Source organism: Nocardiopsis ansamitocini, from assembly GCF_030268225.1.
GTDB lineage: Bacteria > Actinomycetota > Actinomycetes > Streptosporangiales > Streptosporangiaceae > Nocardiopsis_D > Nocardiopsis_D ansamitocini.
The window spans coordinates 193,602-215,261 of the sequence record NZ_BSQG01000006.1 but is presented as its reverse complement, the minus strand read 5'-3'; the positions used below and the strand labels follow the sequence as shown (position 1 = coordinate 215,261).

The following is a 21,660-nucleotide window of genomic DNA, read 5'->3' as shown; positions in this document are numbered from 1 at the left end:
ACCCCGCCCGCCGGGGGCACATGAAAGACGCGCGGGCGGATGTCGTGAAACCCCGCCCGCGCGCCGTCATGCATTACCCGGAAAAGGTGTTTTCCGAGGTCTTACTTCTCGACGACCGCGAGCAGGTCGCGGGCGGAGAGCACGAGGTAGTCCTCGTTGTTGTACTTGACCTCGGTGCCGCCGTACTTGCTGTAGAGGACGAGGTCGCCCTCCTTGACGTCCAGCGGAATACGCTTCTCGCCCTCGTCGTCCCAGCGGCCCGGGCCCACGGCAACGACACGGCCCTCTTGGGGCTTCTCCTTGGCGGTGTCCGGGATGACCAGGCCAGACGCGGTGGTCTGCTCGGCTTCGAGCGGCTGGACGACGACGCGGTCCTCAAGCGGCTTGAGAACAGTCTTGGTGGCGGTCGACACGGTGTGACCTCCCCCTTCAGAATCGCTGATTGTGAAACGGCATGCAGGTAAAAGGGGCGACCACGGCGGCCTGTCGTCGCGGGTGCCAGACCGGCCTCGTCGCGGTTAGCACTCTACCCTTGAGAGTGCCAATATGGAACAGTAGTCGCGTGCATCCAGCTCGTCAAACAACAGGTCACGGGGGAACGCGAGGGTGACAAACGGGCCGATAGCGGGGCTACTCGCGCTGCTCACACCGGCAGGACGCGGAGTATTGGAGGGTCTGGACCCCGCTGAGATCGATGCCGATCCGCTGAAAGCCGCCACTCGGTTGCGCGCCGACCCCGCACTGGCGAAAAGCCACTGGGACGTACCGACGACCGAGCTCGTCAACGCCGCGCTCACCCAAGCCCGGCTGCGCGGGCGGGCCAAGGAGAAATTCGGACCGGCCGCGGACCGGATGTTCTTCACCCCCAATGGACTGGAGCAGGCGACCAGGGCTCCGGTCGCACGGCACCGCGCGGGCAGATTCGCGGCGCGGCTGGGCCCCGGCGGCGAGCCGCCGGTGGGCGACCTGTGCTGCGGGATCGGCGCGGACCTGATCGCCATGGCGGAGGAGGGGCTGGCCGTCGAAGGCGTGGACCTGGATCCGTTCACGTTGACCGTGGCCCAGGCCAACATCGAGGCGATGGGCCTGACCGGGCTGGCGCGGGTCCGCGCCGGTGACGCCAGTGCGGTCGCCCCCGAGGACTACTCGGCGGTCTTCTGCGACCCCGCCAGACGCGGCGCGCGCGGCCGGATCTTCAACCCCCACGCCTACTCCCCCTCCTGGGACACCGTGACCCGGCTGGCCGAGACAGCACCCGCCGCCTGCGTGAAAGCCGCCCCCGGCATCCCGCACGACCTGGTGCCGAAGGAGGTCAGCGCCGAGTGGATATCGGTGGACTGGGAGGTCAAGGAAGCCGCACTGTGGTTCGGGGGGCTGGTCGAGGAGTCCGGCCCGACCCGGAGCGCCACGTTGATCCGGACCAAGGGCGCGACACCGGGGACAACCACGCTGACGGCCGATCCCGACCTGGGCGCCCCCGAGGTTTCCGCCCCACGTGGCTACCTCTACGAGCCGGACGGCGCGGTCGTGCGCTCGCATCTGGTGGCCGAGGCGGCACGGGCGGTGGACGGCGCGCTCATCGATCCGGCTATCGCCTACATCACTTCGGACCGGCTCGTCCGCACTCCGCTCTGCCGCGCCTACGTGGTCCACGAGGTGACGCCGTTCTCCCTGAAGCGACTCAGGGCGGCGCTGCGGGAACGCGACGCCGGAAAGATAACGATTAAGAAACGCGGTTCCGCCGTGGACGTGGACAAACTGCGCCGCGACCTCAAGGCGTCCGGACCCGAATCGGCCGTGGTCGTCCTCACCCGAATCGGCGATCGCCCCTTCTACCTGCTGTGCAGCGAGGTCAGCGGGGACGCCTAGCCGGGGGACGCGAACCCCGCACGCCCACCACGCCTCGCGGAAGGCCAAGGAAAGCAACATATAACCAAGTCAAGGGCGTTCCCCAAAAACAGGTATCTTCGCCACTTCCTTGGGGTGGACCATGATCATGTCGTTAAACTGAACTCACTGAATCCTTTCTCCCCTGTCTCGTGGATTCGTCTGGCAATCCCCAAGTCCGACCGGCTGCACCCGGCTCGCTAGCCGTCCCGCATGGCCATAGCGCCTACTCAAAGTAGACGGACCATCGCCCAACGTCACGAACACGGGGGCCGGACCCCCCTTTTCGCCGGCCGCATACCTTGCCAGACTTCCACGGGAACACCACCCGTCCGAGGTTGATGAGGACGGGAGGCGCCATATCAAAAGGAGCACCTCGGTGGAACAGACGAACCACAACTTCCTCAATGGAGGAGGTCAGACCGGGATTTCCGACCGGATGCGGGATCTGCTCTCCCGGGCTGCCCAGGACCACGTCTCCGAGCAGAAGTCACAGGGCGCGATCACCGAGGAGATGCGCCAGCGCCTTGAGGGCATGGAATGGCTCCTTCGCGAATTCCGCGAACGTGAACTGTCGGCCCTGGCCGAGGCCGTGGCCGGCGTGCAGGCCCGCGTGGACGAGCTGTCCGCGCGTCCGCCGGAATGGGCCGAGACCCTCGCCGAGCACATCGAACAGGTCGGAGTGAGGGTCAAGCCGCTTGCCGACCTGCCTTCTCTTCGATCCGACGTCACCGCGGTCGCGGGCGACCTCGACACGACGCTGAGTCGGTTGGCCGGCCTCAGTGACACATCGGCGCGCTCAAGCGGTCGGCTGAACGAGCTGGGCGAGCGGATGGAGACCCTCGCCACGAGCGTGGACGCGCGCTTCAACCGCATCGACGAGGCGCTGGAGTCGTTGAGTACCCGCGCGGCGACGATGGAGAGCGCCGTCGCCACGACCACCGAGCGCTTGGACCAACAACACGAGGAGTCTCTCGACCGGGCCACCGAGCACCACGAGGCGCTCACCGCGAAGCTGGACGAACGTCACGACGCCTTGGCCAGCAGCCTGGACACCCATCACACCGGGCTCACCGCCAGCCTCGACGAACGGCACGAAGCAGTCACCGGCGCCGTCACCGATGCGCGCCAGGCCCTGGAGCGCCTGACCGCCGAGGGCCGCGCGGCCTTGACCCAGGCCATCGCCGAACAGCACGAGACGACCCGGGAACTGGCCGAAGCCCACCAGAGCGCCGTCACCAGCAAACTCGACACCCAACACGAGAACCTGGGCACCAAACTCGACGAACACGGCGAAGCACTCACCACCAAGCTCGACGCCCACCACGAGGCCACCCGGGAACTGGCCGAAACCCACCAGAGCGCCGTCACCAGCAAACTCGACACCCAACACGAGAACCTGGGCACCAAACTCGACGAACACGGCGAAGCACTCACCACCAAGCTCGACGCCCACCACGAGGCCACCCGGGAACTCGCCGAAACCCACCAGAGCGCCGTCACCAGCAAACTCGACACCCAACACGAGAACCTGGGCACCAAACTCGACGAACACGGCGAGAACCTCAGCGCCAAGATCACCCACGGCACGGACTTCCTCAGCACCCAGGCCGACGAGAACCACGCCGAGGCGACCGCGGCCGTGGCCGACGCGAACACCGCCGTGGCGGCCCTCACCACCGCAACCAACGAGCGGCTCGCCGACATGCGCGAGCAGTTGCGCAAGCACCGGTCGGAACTGCACGAACGGCTGGAGACACAGCACGCCGAACTGCGCGAGCGCGACGAGGAGCAGCACGAGGTGCTGTCGGAGAAACTGGCCGAGACCGCCGAGACATTGCGTGCGCGCCTAGACGCCAACCACACCGAGGCGTCCTCCGCGATCGCCGAGGTCGCCGGATCGGTGGCACAGACGGCCGGAGCGGTCTCCGCGTTGGCAGAACGCTCGGAGACCCGCCAGACCGAACTACGGGCCTTCGTGGACGAGAACGCCCAGGCCCTCACCGCCAAGACCGGCGAACAGCACGGTGCACTGGTCGAGCTGTTCGAGGAGCACCGTTCGTCCGTCCGTAGCCACCTTGAGCAGCAGGAACGGGAACTGTCCAACCGCATCGACGGGCATCTGAACACGGTCACCGGCAAGGTCGAGAGCCAGCACGACTCGCTGACCGGGAAGTTCGAGCATGGACTGGGTCGTCTCAGTGACCGTTTCGACACCTTTGAAGGCCACTTCGACGGCAGTTTCGAGGGTGTAGAAGGCAAACTCGACGGGCTGGGCGGTCGCCTGGAGGGCCTCGACGGACGGGTCACCGGTGTCGAAGGCAAGTTCGAGGGTGTCCACGGACACTTCGACGGGGTGGACGGCCGGCTGGAGGCCATCGACGACCGGTTGGAGTCGCTGAACCAGCGCATCGGCCAGCTCCCGGCCTCCATGGAGGTCAACGAGGTGCACCGCCGTCTGACCGAACTGGTCGACCGACCGATCATCGACCACGGCAACCGGTTCGACTCGCTGGACAAGAAACTGGGCGACTCCCTGGACCCGCTGCTGGGCGAACTCCGCTCGCGCCCCGACCGGCACGAGTTCGAGGAGACCATCAGTGACGCCGTGGAGACCTCGCACGACGACATGACCAAGCGGCTGGCCTCCTTGGAGGAGACCATGCTCGCTCTGGCCGAGGCTCTCCTGCGCCCGGGCCGCGACGGCAAGAAGCGACGTCGTGCCCTGGACGACGAGGACGACGAGTAACCCGTTCCGCACGGAGGGGCCGCACCGGATGTCCCGGTGCGGCCCCTCCGCTGTTCATCCTTGCCTTGCGATTGCGCGAGGAGCCGGAACGCCATCCGGGCGCGGATGTGGTGACCGTCGGGCCCGTGCGGGGTGCCCGCAAAGGACTGCTGCTCGCCGGCCGTCGGGGAGCAGCGCCCGCGTTGCCGGGACTGCCCGACCGCCTGAGAGGGCTGCCGGCTCCAGCGGGAAGGGCGGGGTCAGCCGGCCAGGATCTGACTGACGGGGAGGGAGGTGTCGGTGGCGAGGTCGAGGGGGGAGGGCAAAAGACCTGCGGCAACAACCTCCGCGCCGAGGGCAGCGATCATCGCCCCGTTGTCGGTGCACAGCCGGGGACGCGGGACACGCAGTTCGATTCCGGCAGCGGCACAACGCTGCTCGGCGAGACGGCGCAACCGGGAGTTGGCGGCGACTCCCCCGCTGATGACCAGATGCTGTACTCCGTGCTCCCGGCAGGCGTCGACGGCCTTGCGGGTGAGCACGTCCACGACCGCCTCCTGGAAGGCCGCGGCCACGTCAGGGACCGGGACCGGCCGCCCATTGCGTTCGGCGTCCTCGACCCAGCGGGCAACCGCGGTCTTGAGACCGGAGAAGGAGAAGTCGTAGCTGCCGTCACCCCACTTGCCGCGCGGGAAGTGGATGGACTTGGCGTCGCCCTGTTGCGCCGCACCGTCGATGGGCGGCCCCCCCGGGTAGGGGAGGCTGAGCAACCGGGCGACCTTGTCGTACGCCTCGCCCGCCGCGTCGTCCACGGTCTCGCCCAGCAGTTGCACGTCCGTGGCGATGTCGCGCACCAGCAGCAAGGACGTATGCCCTCCTGACACCAGGAGCGCCACCACCGGTTTGGGGAGCGGCCCGTGCTCCAACTGGTCCACCGCTACATGGCCGACCAGGTGGTTTACCCCGTACAGCGGCTTCCCCAACGCCATGGCGTACGCCTTGGCCGCCGAGACGCCGACCAGCAGGGCTCCGGCGAGGCCGGGGCCGGCCGTGACAGCGATCGCGTCCACATCGGACAGTTTCACCCCGGCCCGCTGGGCGGCCCTGCGCACAGTGGGCGTCATGGCCTCCAGGTGGGCGCGGCTGGCCACCTCCGGCACGACACCGCCGAAACGGACGTGCTGGTCGACGCTGGAGGCGACCTCGTCGGCGAGCAGCTCGCATCCGCGTACGAACGCGACACCGGTCTCGTCACAAGAGCTCTCGATGCCCATGATCAGGGGCAGGTCGGTGCTGATCATCGTATTCCCCTACCGGTGGTCTCGACCGTCGTGGCGGAGCGTCGCATGACAATGGCGTCGGCACCGACGTAATAACCGCGCCGCACACCGATCTCGGCAAAACCGAACCGGCGGTACAGGTCCTGGGCGCGCGGGTTGTCCGAGCGCACTTCCAAGAACATCTCGAGGACACCGCGCCGGGCGGCCTCCTCCAGGAGCGCGGCGAGCAGTGCGGAACCGATCCCTTTGCCCTCGTTCCCGGCAGCGACCGCGATGGTCTGCACATCGCCTTCGGGAGCGACGCAGCGCAGCCCCGCATAGCCGAGGATGCCCTCACCACCGGGGTTCTCGGCAACGAGGTAGTAGCGACTGGGTTCGGCCAGTTCCTCACGCATCATCGCCTCGCTCCAGGCGTCGGCGGGGAACAGTGTGCGTTCCAGCTCCATGACGGCCACGACGTCTGCGGGGTTCATCAACCGCAACGGGTGGGTCATCGTGACCGCTCCGCGGTCGGCGTCATGGACTGACGAACCTTCTTCGGCGTACCCGGCACCTGGGCGTCCGGGCGACGCAGGTAGAGCGGATTGGGTTCGGCCAACGGCTCGCCGGCGAGGAGGCGGCGCACCGCAACCTCACCCAGTGCGCCCGCGGAAGGGTAGAGCGGGTCGGTGGCGGTCTGCCCGAATACGTCGGGGTAGAGAAGGGCGCCGTGCCCGATCACGGGCAGCCCCCCGGTCCCGACCTCGGCGGGCCGGTCGACGGCGATCTCGCTCACCCGGGTGGCCGCGTCGTCGTAACGAGCCCAGAAGACTTCTTTGCGGCGGGCGTCGGTGGCGGCGATGAACGGGGTCCCGCGGCCCGACTCCCAGGCGAGGGCGTCCAGGGTGGGGACACCCACGCAGGCGATGTCCAGTGCGTCGGCGAGTGCCCGGCCCGTGGCCAAGCCGACCCGGAGTCCGGTGTAGGGCCCAGGGCCTGTTCCCACGGCGACGTGGGTGAGGTCGGCGAGAGTGGCACCTGCCTCCGCGACGACCGCGTGGATGCCTGGGGCCAGCAGCTCGCCATGGCGGCGGGCGTCGATGGAAGAGGTCTGGGCGCATACCCGCACACCGTCGCCGTGGGGTTCGCAGACCGCGACGGTGACGGCGGGGGTGGCGGTGTCGAAAGCCAGGAGGAGCACGGTCAGCCAGCCTATTCGAGTTCGTCGGTGCCGAGTCCGGCGAGCGCGTCGACCCATCGGGCCCCGACAGCGGTGAAGCGTACGGTGCGGGTGTCGTCGGCGAGCCGATCGATGGCGACCTCCAGGCGCTCGTCGCTGAGCCCTTCGGCGAGGCCCTCCCCCCATTCGATGACGGTCACCGACTCGGGCAGACTCAGGTCGAGGTCGAGGTCCTCCATCTCCTCCGCCGCGGCGAGCCGGTAGGCGTCGGCGTGCACGAGGGCCGGCCCTTGGACGAGGGAGGGGTGGGTGCGGGCGATGGCGAAAGTGGGTGAGGTGACGGGTCCACGCACGCTCATCCCCTGTCCGAGCCCCTGCGTGAAGGTGGTCTTCCCCGCTCCCAGCGGCCCGGAGAGGATGAGGAGGTCGCCGGCTCGCGCCTGCCGGCCCACGACTGCACCCAGGCCGCGCATCGCGGTGTCGGTGGCCGCGATGCGGGTCACGGTGGCGGTCGGGGTGGTGGGTTGGGTTCGAGTCATTGGCTCACACGTTCGGGAGGGACGGCTTCGGTCGCGCGGCATGCGCCGCCACGCGCTCCAGCAGGGTGCGCAGCGCGTCGGTGACGAGTTGCGGTTTCTCCAGCATCACCAGATGGCCGGCGCCGGGCACCCGCACGAAGTCGGCTTCGGGCAGCGCCTCGCTGATGGCCTCGCTGTTGTCGATGGGCGTGATGCGGTCATGGTCACCGCACACCACCAGGGTAGGCACTTCTTGCAGTACATGCAGCGCATCGAGTTTGTCGTGCCTGGCGATGGCCGGCCAGAACTCGGCAATGACCTCGATCGAGGTCTGGCGCAACATCGTGTCCAGGTGGTCCACGACGGCTGCGCTCACCTCGCCCGTGCCGAACCCGAAGAGCCGCGAGGAAAGGAACGACAGCTCGCGACCGACCTGTCGTCCGTGGTCGACGAGTCCCGGTTGCCAGGCGAGCGTGCGGATGAAGGGGTCGGTGGAGGCTCCGATGACCCGGCCCAGCACCGAAGGGAGCCCCAGAGTGACCTGGTTGATCTTGCCGGTGGTGGCGATGAGGGCGATCCCGCTCACCCGCTCGGCGAACAGCTCCGGGTGCGAATGGGCCAGGGCGAGCACCGTCATTCCGCCCATGGAGTGACCGACCAGCACCACCCGATCCGTAGGGGGAACGGTGGCGGCGATGATCCGGTAAAGGTCGTCTCCGAGCTGGTCGACGGTGGTGTTGTCGGACCGGCCGCGCCTGGAGCGGCCGTGCGCGCGTTGGTCCCAGAAGACGCGGCGCCCAGTGCCGGTGAGGTCGCGGCGCTGGTAGTGCCAACAGTCCTGATTGAGCGCGTAGCCGTGGCAGAAGACGACGGTGGTACCGGTGGGTTCCTCCTCCTCACCGTCGATCTCGGCGTGCAGCGGGACCCCGTCGTCGGCGACCACGGTGACGGGACGCCCGCGCAGGTGGCCGAACCCTTCGCCCGCCTCGGGGTCGGCCCGGTTCCAGATACGCGCAACCGCGCGCTTCTCCGCGACGACGGCTCCGGTGACCCCCGCTGCGAGCAGGCTGAGGCCGCCCGCGACGATGCCGACGGCGACCTTGGCCGCTCGGTTGTCCGCCGGGCTCATCGGGCGGCTCCGACGTAGGCGCGAGGCACCCGGGCCCCGATCCGGGTGACGATCTCGTAGGAGATGGTGTCGAGGACGTCGGCCCAGTCCTGGGCGGTGGGCTCGCCGTTGTCACCGGCGCCGAAGATGACGGTGGCGTCCCCCGGCGCCACGGGGTCGTCCCCGACGTCCACGACGAACTGGTCCATGCACACCGTGCCGGCGATAGTGCGGCGTTTGCCGCCGAGGAACACGGGACCGATGTTGGTGGCCGCCCGGGGTACGCCGTCGGCGTACCCGAGCGGGACCAGGGCGAGGCCGGTCTCCCGGTCGGTTACGTAGCGGTGCCCGTAGGAGACCCCACTGCCCGCAGGCACTCGTTTGACCGACGCGGTCCGGGCCGAGAGGGTCATGGCGGGGCGCAGGCCGAAACCGGCGAGGGCGGGGATGGGCGAGAGCCCGTAGGAGGCGATTCCGGGCCGCACCAGGTCGAAGTGTGCCTCCGGCAGGGTGAGGGTGGCCGCGGAGTTGGCGATGTGGCGCACCTCGGGTCGCAGTCCGGCCTTGTCCGCGATCTCCAACGCGCTGTGGAACGCCGAGAGCTGGGCACCGATGGAGGGGTGGCCGGGCTCGTCGGCACAGGCGAAGTGGGAGAACACTCCGACGGCCTTGATGAGTCCGTCTGCTTCGGCACGGGCCGCGGCGTCCACGACGGCTTCCCACTCCCCCGCGGCGACGCCGCCCCGGTTCAGTCCGGTGTCGGCCTTGAGGTGCACCCGCGCCTGCCGACCGGTCTGGTGGGCGGTCGCGGTGATCTCGTCGAGGGTCCCGAGCGCGCTGGCACCGAGGTCGATTCCCGCGTCCACGGCTGCCGCCAACGGCTCACCGGGCGGCAGAATCCAGGCGAGGACGGGGACCTCGATACCGGCTGCCCGCAGTGCCAGGGCTTCGCTGACGAAAGCCGTCCCCAGCCACGTGGCCCCGCCGGCGAGCGCCGCCCGAGCGGCGGGCAGCATCCCGTGCCCGTAGCCGTCGGCCTTGACCACACCCATGACGCGCGAACCCGGCGCCCGTCCGGCGAGCGAGGCCACGTTTGCACTGATCGCGTCCAGGTCGATCCTGGCTTCGGCGAAAGGAGGCATACCAGCAAGTCTGGCATGGGGCGGGGGCGGGATGCGAAACCGGTCGCTTCCGCGTTCCGTGCCCTGCCGGGGACCACCACCAGCTCAGCCCGCCGGCGGGGCGGGGCGGGGCCCGGGCTGGAGCAGCCGGGTCACCCGCGGGGGCAGCAGCAGACCGACGAGGCCGGTGATCGCGTAGGCGACCTGGCCGGGGGCGAGCGCCCCGAGGAGGCCGCCGGCGTTGCCTCCCGGGTCGCGCAGGAAGTCCTTGACGCTGGGATGGGACCGCGGCACGGTCCATCCACTGACCAGGAGCCAGATCAGGGCGAGGCCGCCCGCGAAGACCCAGCGGGTGTCAGCGGTGGAGAGTCCGGTGAGCCAGTCGGCCAGGGCCCGCGTGGTCACCACGGCGTAGGCGGGGTGGGGGCCGGCAAAGACGCCGAGGGCCGGCGCGGTGAGCAGTAGTCCGGCGATCGTGGTCGCGAGCGCGGTTCCCAGTCCGATGACCTGGCTGAGTCCGGTCCCGACCGTGGCCAGTTCCGCGCGGTCGGGGACACGTCTCCAGGGCTGTCCTGCGGCACGGGCCGCTCCCATGGCGTGTTCGCGCCGACGCAACAGGAAGCGCCATGCCGTGCAGAGCGCGGCCGGCCCGCACCGGGCCGCAACCACCTGGACAGCGAATTCGTGCAGGATGGAGGCGGCCGTCTCGGCTAGGGTCACCGGGAACCGGGCCCAGGCCAGGGCGATCCGGCGAAACCCCGGAGCGATGTCACCGGGCAGATGGGTGCGCCGCCAGACCGCGCGCCCGTGGGCACGGGTGGTGAGCGCGGCAAGGGGTGCCCGGCCCGGCAGCCGCGGGGCGGAGTCAGCGGCGAACCGGGCCGTCCGGTAGTCCAGGACGACGGCGACCGCCAGGAGCAGCAGGAGTAGCCACCGGGTCGCTGCACCGCTGCCGTAGAGGGCGAACACCACGGAGGTGACCTGTGTGGGCTCCAGGCCGGCGATGAAGGCGTTGTAGCTGAGGTGTTCGAGGGCGGCCGCTCCCAGAGCCAGCGGCGGCAGTATCCACAGCCACCGGCCGTAGAGGCGGCTGCCCACCGCTGCCAGCCCGAACGCGGCCCCGACCAGGCCGGTGGTGACCGCGTGCCCGGAGAAGTGGACACCGGGGCCGGTCAGTTCCACCCAGCCGGGCAGTACGGAGAACAGGCCGCCCTGCACGGCGAGAGGGGTGGCAGGGCCACCGGCCACCAGGGTCGCCATAAGGGTCTCGGCCAGGTGGAAGCCCGCCCCCGAGGCCGCTGCCACCAGGAGGTAGTCCACGGCGGCGAAGCGCTTGAAACGGCGCCGCGCGACCAGCCAGAACAGCAGAACAGGCGTGAATTTGGCGAGTTCCTCAACCGGGACAGCCACATAGGCGTAGGCGTAACGGTTGGTGGGATCGAGTCCCACGACGGTGGCGACCGCCTGCTCCGCGAACGCGATGGGCCAGGTGCTGAGGGCGCCCAGGACGAGCAGCCGCAGTAGCGCGGCGAAACTGACCGTGCGCGAGCGGGCGAGCCAGGCGAGCTGGACAAGAAGCCAGAGCATCAGCAGGACGGTGGGGACCACTCCCGAGGTCCCCGGTACGAACACCAGTGCCAACGCCAGGACGACCACCATCGCCCACCCGGACACACCGCGTACGGTGCGCAGCAGCGCGGTGGCACCCGGGGCGTCGGCACGCATGGCCGCCACACGATCGGCGGCGCGCTCGGCCGGATCGGGCCCCGGGACCCGCGACCCGCGAGAGTGCTTGCCGCTGGTGTCCAGCAGTCCGTAACGGGTGGCCGCTCGGGTGAGGTCGGGGTCGCGTCGGCTGCGCGCCTCTTCGGCGAACTCCGCCCGGACCTGGGCGATGTCGGGTCCCACGAGCGCCCGGACGTAGTCGGCGGGACCGGCTGCGACGGTGAGTTCTCCCGCGGTGATCAGAACCGCCCCGGAGAAGTCCTCCAGGCAGACGAGGAAATCGGTGGGTTCTCCGCCCCAGTCGCGAATGACAGCGATCAGGGACCGGGCATCGGCGTTGACCTGGATGACCGACTCATATGCGTGCTCGGAGCGGGTCCGGCAGATCAGCAGCCGGTGCACACCCAGTACGTGGGCGCCGGCTGCGACGCGCTCCATCAGCGAGGTGTCGCGCGAGGCGGTGAACGGGGCGACCACTTTGTGATCGGTACGGATCCAGCCCCGGTCGAGCTCGGTGGCGGTGGCGCAGATCCGCAGTACGAGATCGCGCGTGAGCATGGCCTGCTCGTCCATGGCCCTCGTTTTCTCGTGTCCGGTGCCCGGTCGTCCTTGCGCCGGGCCCCGAGTCCGGCGAAGTGCCTACGTTATCGCGGGTGCCGCACTCTGTCCCGAGGGACGAATCCCTTTTTTCGGATCCGGGGAAGGCCCGTCGAGGTCAGGATGCCGGCGGGATCAACTCGGTGAGCAGGGCGCGATGATCGGTGCCCGGAACCGGATACAGACTGGTGGCGGTGGCGTGCGCCCGGGAGTCGACGAGCACGTGGTCGATGGTGATCCCGGGCAGCGGTCCGGAATCCGGCCAGGTCGCGCGCCGGTCGTCGCGGCCGCGTCACGGTAACCGGTGGCCAGGATGTCGCGTAGGGCCGCGTGGTCGAGGGTGGCGTTGAAGTCCCGGCCAACAGCCGGAGCGGAGCTGCCGGGGCTGCCGCGGGGAGCGCGGCGAGGTAGTCGTTCCAGGCGCCGGTCATCGGCCGCCAGCGGCGGGCAGGCGTGAACGGAGACGACCTCCAGCTCTACGGCACCAGGAGGAGCGCCGCGAGCACGGACGGTCGGGGTATTCGGGGGGACGCCCCCTCCCGGTCCGCACGCTCGGTCCGGGTCCCGGGTCCGGCTAGTGCTGTCGCGCACGGGCGCGCTGCAGCCCCAGGGCGATGATGTCGGCGGTGAAGGTATGGGAGGGGTCGTCGTGATCGGCCAGCAGGTCCAGGCCGGTTTCGTCGACCCAGGCGAACTCGGTGTGCTTCTCCCACTCCAGTTCGGGTGCCGCCAGGTCGCCCTCGACGCGGACCAGGTAATCCACCTCGAAGCGCTCGACGCCGTCACCCGGAGTCCATGTCAGGCTCCCGAGATCGGCGACGATCTCGCTGAGACGCCACCCCGTCTCCTCGTTGATCTCGCGGGACAACGCCTCGACAACCGTCTCACCGGGCTCGACGTGTCCGCCGACGATGTCCCAGGAGTCGGGGAAAACCGCGCGGTCAGGTGCGCGGCGCTGAGCGAAGGCACGCCCGGCGGGATCGATGATCACGGCACCGACGACCCAGCGCCGGTCGCCGTCGGGAGTGGGGATGTCGACGTCCTCGTCGATTCGCACCGAAACCGTCATCCCCGTCTGCCTCCCCGTCCGCGCGTGCCGTCTGCGACTTTACTGCCCCGGGCAGGTACTCCCTCCTCGCTGTCGCTGCCCAGAATCGCCGCGAAGGCCACGGGCAGTGCACCGATCAGGTCGGAGGAGGAGACCGGGGCACCGTCATGGGCCAGGCGGGCGGCCAGTCCGTGCAGGTAAGCGGCGCAGGTGGCCGCGTCGGGAGGGGACAGTCCAGCTGACAGGAGCGCGCCGGCCGCCCCGGCGAGCACGTCGCCCGTTCCCGCGGTGGCCAGCAGCGGGGTTCCGGTCGGATTGACGACGACGGGCAGCCCGGGGGCGGCGATCAGGGTCGTGGACCCTTTCAGCAGGACCGTACAGTTGTAGCGCTCGGCCGCACGGACGACGTGGTCCAAGCGGTGTTCCTCGACCTCGGCGGGGGTGGAGTCGGGCAGCAGCCGGGAGAGTTCGCCCGCGTGCGGGGTGAGCAGGGTCGGGGCGGTCCGATCGCTGACCAGTTCCGGACGCTTGGCGAGCAGAGTGATGGCGTCCGCGTCCAACAGCACCGGTCGATCGGTGGCGAGCACCGCCTCGAGTTCCATCGCCGCGGTCGGGTGCAGCCCCCGCCCCGGGCCGACCACCCACGCCGCGACCCGTTGGGGGAGGCGGCCGGCGGGATCGGTCGGGTCCAGGACCGAGACGACCGCTTCGGGCCAGTGGTGGACCACCTCGGTGGCGACCCCCTGCTGTCCCACGTAGCGCAGCAGACCGACGCCGGTGCGCAGTGCTCCCCCGACCGCGAGCACCGCGGCCCCCCGGTAGCGGTCGCTTCCCGCGGCCACGGCCAGGACACCGCGCCGGTACTTGTCGGACTCCGGCCCGGGCTCGGGCAGCAGCGCCGCGATGTCGGCTACCTGGGGCGACACCACCCGCGGTGCCGGCAGTCGCGGTCCCAGTCCGATGTCGACCAACTCGACGACCCCGACGTACCTCGCTCCGGGATCGACGAACAGACCTGGCTTGTGGGTACCGAACGTGACCGTGACGTCGGCGCGCACGCAGGGTCCGGAGACCGTACCGGTGTCGGCGTCGATTCCGCTCGGCAGGTCGACCGCTACGACGAGCGCGTCCGCCTCCCCGGTCAGCGCAGCCAGTGTCGCGTGCGGTTCGCGCAGCGCGCCACGACCTCCGATACCGACCAGACCGTCCACGACGAGTTCGGCTGCGCCGATCTCCGTCGCGGCATCGGCACCGGCCGCCACCGCCCCGCCTGCCGCACGGAACGCCGCCAGCCCGGCCGCGTGCGGGGCCGAGCCTGCGACGAGCGCCCGGACCCGCGCGCCGCGCCGCGCGATTGCGGCCCCCGCGTAGAGGGCGTCGCCACCGTTGTCCCCACCGCCGACAAGAACGACCACACGTGCGCCGTACACGCGCGGGAGCAACCGGATGCACACGGCGGCCAGTCCACCGGCGGCTGCGCGCATGAGCGCTCCTTCGGGCCGGCTCGCCATGAGCGCTTCCTCGGCCTCGCGCACGGTCTGCACGGTGTGAGCCTGCCGCACCTTGTCCTCCAACTGTGTGGTGTCGGACTACTTCTGCCCCCATGCCCCACCGGACATGCTCCGAAGCGCTGTCCCGGCCACGCGCGCCGGGGTACTCGGAGCGCGTGGCCCCAGGAGGCCGGATACGCTGCGCCGCACCCTGTCAGCAGGGCGGAGCCACCGCCCACCGGACGGGCCGGGGTCGAACACGCCCGGCGACGGCCGCGGTTCGCCCGTGCGGGGCGGGCGGTGTGTACCAGGGCGCCGAGTGTCGCGTACGGTCGTGGATGTCCTAGGGTGCGCGGTTACCGGATGAAGCCTGATTTACTTTTCGCGCCCCGACATGTCCGCTTTGCGGCACCGAATAGCAGCACGGGACCCTCCCATGACCTATACCGACGACCGGGTCACGGCCGACAGCGGCCTCACCGACCGCGTCGCCCTGCTCCAGAACGCCATGCACAAGCTCGGCGCGGACGTCATCAGGCTGCAGACACAGCTCAGTGACCTGGCCCCCGCTCCCCCTAAAGCAGAGGAGGCCCCCAGCGCGCAGCGGTTCATCTTCAACCTGCCTCGCGAGGAGTACCGCGGGGAACTCGCCGCGCTCGTGGGCTGGGTGAACGACTTCCTGCTACCGGTCTACATCGGTTCGGGGGCCGAATGGTGCCCCTCCTGGTGGGAACACCACGAGGCGGTGGGCCGGCTGCACGCGCTGCGACTGTCCTACGTCGAGCTCACCGACACGGCGACTGCCGGCACCTCCGGTCCGGGGCTATGGCACCGCGACCACCTGGACCCTGCGCTGGACCGGCTGCGTTCGGTCACCGGCCCGTTCGGCCGGTGCCTGGGGCCCGGTGGCCATCGCGGCGGGAGGGGCTGACCGCCCCCGACAACGCTCAGGTCTTGCGCAACCGAACCCGACGGACGTGGTGGTCCTCGCCCTTATACAGCACCAGGGTGGCGCGCGGTCGGGTCGGAATGATGTTCTCCACGAGGTTGACCTCGTTGACGGACTTCCAGGTACGCAACGCGAACTCGCGTGCCTGGTCCTCGGGGACCTGGGTCGCCATGGCGTGGAAGTAGGAGCGCGGGTCCTCGAAAGCGGTGCGCCGCAACTCCAGGAAGCGGTCCAGGTACCACTCTCGGATGCTTTCCGCCCTGGCGTCCACATAGATGGAGAAATCGAAGAAGTCGGCTACCGCCAGCCTCCCGGTCGGGGGCGGCTGGAGCACGTTGATGCCTTCGACGATCAGGATGTCGGGGCGGTGCACCGTCTGGGTCGCGTCGGACAGGATGTCGTAGGCGAGGTGCGAGTAGATCGGAATCCGCATCTGCGCGGCGCCGGCCTTCATCTCGGAGACGAACCGGACCAGTGCCCGGCGATCGTAGCTCTCGGGGAACCCCTTGCGGTTCATGATTCCGCGCTCCTGCAGCACCGCGTTGGGGTACAGGAAGTTGTCGGTGCTGACCAGTTCGACATTGGAGTGGTCGGGCCACTGGGCGAGCAGCGTACGCAGCAGCCTGGCGGTGGTGGACTTGCCCACGGCGACGCTGCCGGCGACCCCGATGACAAAAGGCATGGGCCGGTCGTCCTCGCCGAGGAACCCGCGCACCGCGGCGTGGCGCTGGCGGGTGGCTTTGACGTACAGGTTCAGCAGCCTGGACAACGGCAGGTAGATGTCGCGGACATCGTCCAATGAGGTCGGGTCCGCGGTACCCCGCAGGATCTCCAGTTCCGCCTCGGTCAGCGACAGGGGCGTCGCCGCACGTAGCGCCGCCCACGCGGATCGGTCCAACTCCACGTACGGCGTCGAAAAACCGTTTTTCGTCGCATAAGACACGGTTGCCCACCCTAGACGAGCCCGGTCGGCGGCGTCGCGTCCGCCCTCCGCGGACGGGCGGGCACCCGGTCCGTGGGCACCACCGCACCACTGTCAACTGCGACGGTACGCCACCCTCCTCACCGGAGAGGTGGGACACGGCCGCACAGCCTCCTTGCCCGTGGTGCAACGCAAAAAACGCGCTCGTATTGGATCAAGCGATGGCGAATACCCCCTTTTTCGCTGCGTAGTGCGGTTTATCGTGACCGGATACGACCACGTCTTCGCCTCTTCAGGAGCTGACCGTCATGTCCGCGACCCGCCTCCCTCGCCGCACCGCGACCGTCCCGGGCGCCCAACGCGGCGACCCGGGCCGACCACCCGCCGGCCGGACCTGGGCCGTGACCCGCATCTGCCTGGGCTTCCTCTACCTGTGGGCGTTCTTCGACCGCACATTCGGCCTGGGACTGCCCACCACAGCGGACCGTGCCTGGTTGACCGGCAACAGTCCGAGCATGAACGCTCTCAGCGGCACCCGCGGCCCGTTCTCCGGCGCTTTCCGTGCCGTGTCGGAACTGCCTGGCGTCGACACCCTCCTCATGCTGGGATTGCTGGGGACCGGCGTGGCGCTGACCCTGGGCATCTGTATGCGCGCCGCCGCGACGGTGAACGCGCTGCTGATGGTGCTGGCCTATCTCGCAATGCTTCCGATGGCGGACAACCCCCTGCTGAACCACTACCTGATCTACGCCCTCGTCGGCGTCGGCCTGGCAACGGCCGGAGCGGGCGACGTCTGGGGGCTCGGCCGCGCATGGGGCCGAAGCGCCCTGGTGACCCGGGCGCGCTGGTTGCGCTAGCCGGGACTCCCCCTGTGATCTCGGAACTTTTTTCACCGCCCCGGTCCTTCGCCCCCGCACCGCCAGAGCACCCGGACTCCGCGCCCCACCTGGGCGGAGAGCCGACCGACAACCAACTGGTCTATACCGCTACCTGCGAAAATCCTCATTGGACTAGTCCACGGGAGGTCCGTTCGGCCCGTTTTATTGGTTACTCTGACGCTCATGTGTGGAATCGTTGGCTACGTCGGGCCGCAACCGGCGCTGGAAGTCGTTGTGGGCGGTCTTGCACGACTGGAGTACCGGGGATACGACTCCGCGGGTGTCGCGGTCCTGAACAACGGAAAGCTGGAAACCGAGAAGCGCGCGGGCAAGCTCGCGAACCTGCGCTCCGCTCTGGAGAACCGCCCGCGTTCGGCCGACGGGATCGGGATCGGGCACACCCGTTGGGCGACGCACGGCGCACCCAACGACGTCAACGCCCACCCGCACGTGGACAACCACAACCGGGTCGCCGTGATTCACAACGGCATCATCGAGAACTTCGCCTCGCTGCGTCTGGAACTGGAGGAGCGCGGCTGCAAGTTCCTCTCCGAGACCGACACCGAGGTCGCCTCGCACCTGTTGAGCGAGGAACTCAAGGACCGCGGTGACGGCGACCTCGCCGCCGCGATGCGCGGAATCTGCCACCGGCTCGAAGGCGCGTTCACCCTCGTCGCGATGTCCGTGGACGACCCCGAACTGGTCGTCGCCGCCCGCCGCAACTCCCCCCTCGTGGTGGGCCGCGGCAAGGGCGAGAACTTCCTCGCCAGTGACGTCGCCGCGTTCATCGCGCACACCCGCGACGCCATCGAGCTGGGCCAGGATCAGGTCGTGGAACTGCGTCCCGACTCCGTCACGGTCACCGACTACGACGGCACCCCTGTTCCGGTGCGCGAATACCACGTGGACTGGGACGCCTCCGCCGCCGAGAAGGGCGGCTACGACTACTTCATGCTCAAGGAGATCGCCGAGCAGCCCCGCGCGGTCGCCGACACCCTGCTCGGCCGGGTCGCCGTGGACGGCACCCTCACCCTCGACGAGATGCGCCTGGCCCCCGAAGAGCTGCGCGACATCAACAAGATCGTGATCATCGCCTGCGGAACGTCCTACCACGCCGGCCTGATCGCCAAGTACGCCATCGAGCACTGGTGCCGCATTCCCTGCGAGGTCGAGGTCGCCAGCGAGTTCCGCTACCGCGACCCCATCCTCGACCGCCAGACCATGGTCATCGCCATCTCCCAGTCCGGCGAGAGCATGGACACGCTGATGGCGGTGCGCTACGCGCGGGAGCAGCGCGCCCGCGTGCTGGCCATCTGCAACGTCAACGGCTCCACGATTCCCCGTGAGTCCGACGGGGTGCTCTACACCCACGCCGGCCCCGAGGTAGGAGTGGCCGCCACGAAGACCTTCCTCACCCAGCTGATCGCCTGCTACCTGGTGGGGCTCTACCTCGCCCAGGTTCGCAACCTCAAGTTCGGCGACGAGGTCAACGCCGTCATCGAGCAGTTGTCGGGCATGCCCGAGCAGGTCGAGCGGGTCCTGTCGATGATGGAGCCGATGCGCGACCTGGCCCGCTCCCTCTCCGGCGCCAACACCGTGCTGTTCCTGGGCCGCCACGTGGGCTACCCGGTCGCCATGGAGGGCGCGCTCAAGCTCAAGGAGCTCGCCTACATGCACGCCGAGGCGTTCGCGGCCGGCGAGCTGAAGCACGGGTCGATCGCGCTCATCGAAGAAGGCGTACCGGTGGTCGTGGTGGTTCCCTCCCGCGAGGGGCGCAGCGTGCTGCACGACAAGATCGTGTCCAACATCCAGGAGATCCGTGCCCGTGGCGCCCGGACCATCGTGATCGCCGAGGAGGGCGACGAGAAGGTCCGCCCGTACGCGGACACCCTCATCGAGATCCCCGCCGTCCCCACCCTGCTGCAGCCGATCGTGGCGACCGTGCCGATGCAGGTGTTCGCCTCCGAGCTCGCCCTGGCCAAGGGCAACGACGTCGACCAGCCGCGCAACCTCGCCAAGAGCGTCACCGTGGAGTAAGGCGAAGCGGTCCGGACAGAATCGGGATCGCAACGGCAAGGGGGGCGCGGCCGATCGGCCGCGCCCCCCTTGCTCTTTCGCCCGGGCCCGTGCCGTCCCGCCCGGCTGCGGGGCGGACGACACGGACGGATCAGGCGAGCGCCGTCCTGACCACATCGGCGAGGCGGTCTGCGATCTCCTGCGCCCGATCGTGCTCGGCGGCCTCGACCATCACGCGCACCATCGGCTCGGTGCCGCTGGGGCGCAGCAGGACGCGTCCGGTGCCGCCGAGCTCAGCCTCGGCCTCGGCGACCGCCTTGGCGATCTCCGGGGACACTCCCGCGCGCGCACGGTCGACCCCGCGCACGTTCACCAGTACCTGCGGAAGCCGGTTCATGACCTTGGCCAGTTCCGCCAGCGCGAGACCGCGCCGGTTCATGGCGGCCAGCAGGTGCAGACCGGTCAGCAGACCATCCCCAGTGCTGGCGTGCTCCAGGAGGATCACGTGCCCGGACTGCTCGCCGCCCAGCGAGTAGGACCCCGAGCGCATGGCCTCCAGCACGTAGCGATCGCCGACCAGCGTCTCGACCAGCGTGATGCCGGCCTCCTTCATCGCCAGCTTCAGCCCCAGGTTGGACATCACCGTCACCACGAGGGTGTCCTCGGCCAGTCGTCCCGCCTCACGCAGTTCCAGGGCGAGGATGGCCAGGATCTGGTCACCGTCGATGACGGAACCGTCAGCGGCCACCGCAAGGCAGCGGTCGGCGTCACCGTCGTGAGCGATACCGGCGTCGGCACCGTGTTCGCGGACGGCGGCGCTGAGCGTCTCCAGGTGGGTGGAGCCACAGCCCTCGTTGATGTTGAGCCCGTTGGGCCGGTCGCCGATCGCGATGACCTCGGCCCCTGCTCGACGCAGTGCCTCAGGGGCAACGCCCGAGGAGGCGCCGTTGGCACAGTCCACGACCACCTTGAGACCGGTGAGCGGCTGCGGCAGGGAGTTCACCACGTGCTCGATGTAGCGCTCGCCACCGTCGGAGGAGTCGGTGACCCGGCCGACGTCAGCACCGACCGCACCCGCGACGGTGCGCCCCAGGCGCTCCTCGATCGCGTCCTCGACGGCATCGGGCAGTTTGTGTCCGCCGCGGGCAAAGAACTTGATCCCGTTGTCGGGGGCGGGATTGTGGCTGGCCGAGAGCATGACGCCGAAGTCGGCGTTCAGCGCGCCGGTGAGATAGGCGACCGCGGGGGTGGGCAGCACGCCCAGTCGAACCACGTCGACGCCGGCGCTGGCCAGACCGGCCACGACCGCCGCCTCCAGGAACTCACCCGAGGCACGGGGATCCCGGCCGACCACCGCGAGCGGCCGGGATCCCTCCGTGGGCTCGGTGGCCAGTACCTGGGCGGCCACAACCGCGAGGTCGAGAGCCAGCGCGGCGGTGAGGTCGCGTCCCGCGACCCCGCGGACTCCGTCTGTGCCAAACAGTCGAGTCACGAAACAATCGCCTCGTTTCGTCAGGATGACGGCGCGAACACGACGCCATTTCGATAAGGGGGGGACCGAGTACACCCGTGGGAACCTGGTCAGAAAACAGCTACGGCCCGCACTGGCCACCCGGATTGATCCGGATGGCCGTCGGGCCGTAGCCGCGACCGCGATCGGTGTCGCGGCCGCGAGAACCAGTCGGCAAGAGCCCAGAGGGCTGTTACCGCTTGGAGTACTGCGGGGCCTTGCGGGCCTTCTTGAGACCGGCCTTCTTGCGCTCGACCTCGCGGTCGTCACGGGTGAGGTGGCCGGCCTTCTTCAGCGGCGGACGGTTGTTCTCCGGGTCCAGCCCGGCGAGTGCGCGGGCGAGGCCGTGGCGCAGGGCACCGGCCTGGCCGCTGGGGCCACCGCCGTTGAGGCGGGCGAAGACGTCGTAGGCGTCTTCAAAACCAAGGGCGACCAGGGGCTCCTTGATGAGCTGCTGGTGGACCTTGTCCGGGAAGTACACCTCGAGCGGCTTGCCGTTGACCTTCCACTCGCCGGCACCCGGGTTGATGCGGACGCGCGCGATGGCGGTCTTGCGGCGGCCGGTTCCGGCGCCGGGGCCAGAAGCGGTGGGAACGTACGCCCCGCCCGGCTCCTCGGCACTCTCGGTGGTGTACTCGGCCGGGAACTCCTCGGAGTTCTCGTCGAATTCCTGAACGTCTTCGATGCCGGTGGGCTCGACCACGGTTCTCCTCGTGCTTCCTTG

At 69.6% G+C, this 21,660-nt stretch carries 18 protein-coding genes; 5 read left to right on the top strand and 13 right to left on the bottom strand.

Annotation, left to right across the window (positions count from 1 at the left end; all coding sequences use genetic code 11):
• Positions 1-101: 101 nt before the first annotated feature.
• The gene (groES, locus tag QSJ59_RS18220; protein ID WP_285760823.1) at positions 102-413 is read right to left on the bottom strand and encodes a co-chaperone GroES; all 312 of its coding nucleotides are present in this window, start codon (positions 411-413) and stop codon (positions 102-104) included.
• 193 nt (positions 414-606) lie between these two features.
• Here groES and QSJ59_RS18215 point away from each other — a divergent pair, with 193 nt between their 5' ends.
• Both QSJ59_RS18215 and QSJ59_RS18210 read left to right on the top strand, forming a co-directional pair.
• Positions 607-1,869, top strand: a complete 1,263-nt coding sequence (locus tag QSJ59_RS18215) for a class I SAM-dependent methyltransferase (RefSeq protein ID WP_285760822.1) — start codon at positions 607-609, stop codon at positions 1,867-1,869.
• A 397-nt stretch (positions 1,870-2,266) separates the two neighbouring features.
• Positions 2,267-4,636, top strand: coding sequence for an apolipoprotein A-IV repeat region-like domain-containing protein (locus QSJ59_RS18210; protein ID WP_285760821.1), 2,370 nt, complete (start codon positions 2,267-2,269; stop codon positions 4,634-4,636).
• Between the two features lie 239 nt (positions 4,637-4,875).
• Here the strand turns inward: QSJ59_RS18210 and tsaD are convergent, their stop codons facing one another.
• The 9 genes from tsaD to QSJ59_RS18160 all read right to left on the bottom strand — a co-directional run bounded on the left by tsaD (position 4,876) and on the right by QSJ59_RS18160 (position 14,733).
• On the bottom strand, positions 4,876-5,916 hold the full coding sequence (gene tsaD / locus QSJ59_RS18205) for a tRNA (adenosine(37)-N6)-threonylcarbamoyltransferase complex transferase subunit TsaD (protein WP_285760820.1): 1,041 nt from the start codon (positions 5,914-5,916) through the stop codon (positions 4,876-4,878).
• Complete coding sequence (gene rimI, locus QSJ59_RS18200) at positions 5,913-6,389, bottom strand: ribosomal protein S18-alanine N-acetyltransferase (RefSeq protein ID WP_285760819.1); 477 nt, start codon at positions 6,387-6,389, stop codon at positions 5,913-5,915. Before rimI ends, tsaD begins: the two co-directional genes overlap by 4 nt.
• On the bottom strand, positions 6,386-7,075 hold the full coding sequence (tsaB, locus tag QSJ59_RS18195) for a tRNA (adenosine(37)-N6)-threonylcarbamoyltransferase complex dimerization subunit type 1 TsaB (RefSeq protein ID WP_285760818.1): 690 nt from the start codon (positions 7,073-7,075) through the stop codon (positions 6,386-6,388). Before tsaB ends, rimI begins: the two co-directional genes overlap by 4 nt.
• 11 nt (positions 7,076-7,086) lie before the next feature.
• Positions 7,087-7,593 carry a tRNA (adenosine(37)-N6)-threonylcarbamoyltransferase complex ATPase subunit type 1 TsaE gene (tsaE, locus tag QSJ59_RS18190; protein WP_285760817.1) on the bottom strand — a complete coding sequence of 169 codons (507 nt, stop codon included), beginning with the start codon at positions 7,591-7,593 and terminating at the stop codon, positions 7,087-7,089.
• A gap of 4 nt (positions 7,594-7,597) precedes the next feature.
• Positions 7,598-8,701: an alpha/beta fold hydrolase gene (locus tag QSJ59_RS18185; protein WP_285760815.1), complete on the bottom strand. Its 1,104-nt coding sequence runs from the start codon at positions 8,699-8,701 to the stop codon at positions 7,598-7,600.
• On the bottom strand, positions 8,698-9,822 hold the full coding sequence (alr, locus tag QSJ59_RS18180; RefSeq protein WP_285760814.1) for an alanine racemase: 1,125 nt from the start codon (positions 9,820-9,822) through the stop codon (positions 8,698-8,700). The genes QSJ59_RS18185 and alr overlap by 4 nt, the downstream gene beginning before the upstream one ends.
• Positions 9,823-9,906: 84 nt before the next feature.
• Positions 9,907-12,099 (bottom strand): PrsW family glutamic-type intramembrane protease, encoded by a 2,193-nt coding sequence (locus tag QSJ59_RS18175; RefSeq protein ID WP_285760813.1) that lies wholly within the window; start codon positions 12,097-12,099, stop codon positions 9,907-9,909.
• Between the two features lie 598 nt (positions 12,100-12,697).
• A complete protein-coding gene (locus QSJ59_RS18165; RefSeq protein ID WP_285760812.1) occupies positions 12,698-13,192 on the bottom strand; it encodes an NUDIX hydrolase in 495 nt (164 codons plus the stop codon).
• Positions 13,189-14,733 carry an NAD(P)H-hydrate dehydratase gene (locus tag QSJ59_RS18160; RefSeq protein ID WP_285760811.1) on the bottom strand — a complete coding sequence of 515 codons (1,545 nt, stop codon included), beginning with the start codon at positions 14,731-14,733 and terminating at the stop codon, positions 13,189-13,191. Before QSJ59_RS18160 ends, QSJ59_RS18165 begins: the two co-directional genes overlap by 4 nt.
• Positions 14,734-15,097: 364 nt before the next feature.
• On the opposite strand from QSJ59_RS18160, the gene QSJ59_RS18155 reads away from it, so the two are divergent.
• Positions 15,098-15,592 carry a DUF4913 domain-containing protein gene (locus tag QSJ59_RS18155; protein ID WP_285760809.1) on the top strand — a complete coding sequence of 165 codons (495 nt, stop codon included), beginning with the start codon at positions 15,098-15,100 and terminating at the stop codon, positions 15,590-15,592.
• A 16-nt stretch (positions 15,593-15,608) separates the two neighbouring features.
• Here QSJ59_RS18155 and coaA read toward each other — a convergent pair whose 3' ends face one another.
• Complete coding sequence (gene coaA / locus QSJ59_RS18150; RefSeq protein WP_285760807.1) at positions 15,609-16,514, bottom strand: type I pantothenate kinase; 906 nt, start codon at positions 16,512-16,514, stop codon at positions 15,609-15,611.
• Between the two features lie 326 nt (positions 16,515-16,840).
• Between coaA and QSJ59_RS18145 the strand changes: the two genes are divergently transcribed.
• Both QSJ59_RS18145 and glmS read left to right on the top strand, forming a co-directional pair.
• On the top strand, positions 16,841-17,389 hold the full coding sequence (locus tag QSJ59_RS18145) for a hypothetical protein (protein WP_285760806.1): 549 nt from the start codon (positions 16,841-16,843) through the stop codon (positions 17,387-17,389).
• 204 nt (positions 17,390-17,593) lie between these two features.
• Positions 17,594-19,447: a glutamine--fructose-6-phosphate transaminase (isomerizing) gene (gene glmS, locus QSJ59_RS18140; RefSeq protein ID WP_285760805.1), complete on the top strand. Its 1,854-nt coding sequence runs from the start codon at positions 17,594-17,596 to the stop codon at positions 19,445-19,447.
• A gap of 130 nt (positions 19,448-19,577) precedes the next feature.
• Here the strand turns inward: glmS and glmM are convergent, their stop codons facing one another.
• Complete coding sequence (gene glmM / locus QSJ59_RS18135) at positions 19,578-20,918, bottom strand: phosphoglucosamine mutase (protein ID WP_285760803.1); 1,341 nt, start codon at positions 20,916-20,918, stop codon at positions 19,578-19,580.
• 211 nt (positions 20,919-21,129) lie between these two features.
• A complete protein-coding gene (gene rpsI / locus QSJ59_RS18130) occupies positions 21,130-21,639 on the bottom strand; it encodes a 30S ribosomal protein S9 (protein ID WP_285760802.1) in 510 nt (169 codons plus the stop codon).
• Between the last annotated feature and the right edge of the window lie 21 nt (positions 21,640-21,660).

What these genes read in the sequence shown, in the direction of transcription:
- rimI (WP_285760819.1), bottom strand. Translation starts at nt 6,389, where the DNA reads ATGACCCACCCGTTGCGGTTGATGAACCCCGCAGACGTCGTGGCCGTC.
- QSJ59_RS18155 (WP_285760809.1), top strand. Translation starts at nt 15,098, where the DNA reads ATGACCTATACCGACGACCGGGTCACGGCCGACAGCGGCCTCACCGAC.
- tsaD (WP_285760820.1), bottom strand. Translation starts at nt 5,916, where the DNA reads ATGATCAGCACCGACCTGCCCCTGATCATGGGCATCGAGAGCTCTTGT.
- QSJ59_RS18165 (WP_285760812.1), bottom strand. Translation starts at nt 13,192, where the DNA reads ATGACGGTTTCGGTGCGAATCGACGAGGACGTCGACATCCCCACTCCC.
- glmS (WP_285760805.1), top strand. Translation starts at nt 17,594, where the DNA reads ATGTGTGGAATCGTTGGCTACGTCGGGCCGCAACCGGCGCTGGAAGTC.
- QSJ59_RS18145 (WP_285760806.1), top strand. Translation starts at nt 16,841, where the DNA reads ATGTCCGCGACCCGCCTCCCTCGCCGCACCGCGACCGTCCCGGGCGCC.
- QSJ59_RS18185 (WP_285760815.1), bottom strand. Translation starts at nt 8,701, where the DNA reads ATGAGCCCGGCGGACAACCGAGCGGCCAAGGTCGCCGTCGGCATCGTC.
- alr (WP_285760814.1), bottom strand. Translation starts at nt 9,822, where the DNA reads ATGCCTCCTTTCGCCGAAGCCAGGATCGACCTGGACGCGATCAGTGCA.
- tsaE (WP_285760817.1), bottom strand. Translation starts at nt 7,593, where the DNA reads ATGACTCGAACCCAACCCACCACCCCGACCGCCACCGTGACCCGCATC.
- QSJ59_RS18175 (WP_285760813.1), bottom strand. Translation starts at nt 12,099, where the DNA reads ATGGACGAGCAGGCCATGCTCACGCGCGATCTCGTACTGCGGATCTGC.